This is a genomic window from Liquorilactobacillus sicerae, assembly GCF_029916425.1.
GTDB lineage: Bacteria > Bacillota > Bacilli > Lactobacillales > Lactobacillaceae > Liquorilactobacillus > Liquorilactobacillus sicerae.
The window spans coordinates 1-797 of the sequence record NZ_JAHAVQ010000052.1 but is presented as its reverse complement, the minus strand read 5'-3'; the positions used below and the strand labels follow the sequence as shown (position 1 = coordinate 797).

The 797-nt window shown below is 35.3% G+C and carries 1 pseudogene; it reads left to right on the top strand.

What is annotated here, in order from left to right:
• Positions 1–616: 616 nt before the first annotated feature.
• Positions 617–797: pseudogene (locus tag KH893_RS11120) on the top strand (hypothetical protein); the annotation flags it as partial.

Sequence of the window (797 nt, the reverse complement as noted above, 5' to 3'; positions counted from 1 at the left end):
TAATTATGTTTCTTAAAAATTTGAAATATTTTTATTCGATATAAAAGCTGCTGCTGCAAGAATTAAAAAAGCAGCAAATTTAAAAGATAGGTCTGGTAGTATTGTGAGTTTACCTAAAACTCACTTGTGGATTGATCGACGAGCTTCTTAATATCTGTATCAAGCTGTTAAGCCAACATTTTCTGCAAATAGCTGGCCTGCAACCAGTAGAGCCGGGTATACTCAAAGATTATCGACCAGCCCAATTAGATGAAAATTCTCAAGTGGTTAAGGAGTTACGGGTTGATCGATTAAATAGAAGAAGTCGTCGCGACCGAATATGACAGTATTTTAGCCACGGTTTTTCCACAAATTACCAGCATTATTTTTGGCATATTGTCGACAAAAATCGCTTTGAGTAAGAATCTGATTGATATTTTAAGATAGCAAGATTATAGGCTGAACTCACGGACCATCTAGTTATTTAAAAACATACAACCACATTAAAAAAAGTGATAAACTTATTTTGTAGTATACGTTTTTTTCCGTATCTACATTAATTGAAGGTTTATTATGCAAAAAAGAAATCAATGTTATTTCATCACTAAAAGTCACTGCTCTTTTAGGTGCGGCTACAATGTTATTTTCATTTTTTGTATCTTTGCTCCTTCACCTGAATACTACTACAACAGCAGTGCCGTATTCTATTTTTAATACGTATAGCAGCATTGCAGTGGCGCTTTCTGTCATTGCAGCATGTACAGGTGTCGGCACTATTGGATCCGCAACTGCTGCGGCAATCATGTACGCTGTTAATA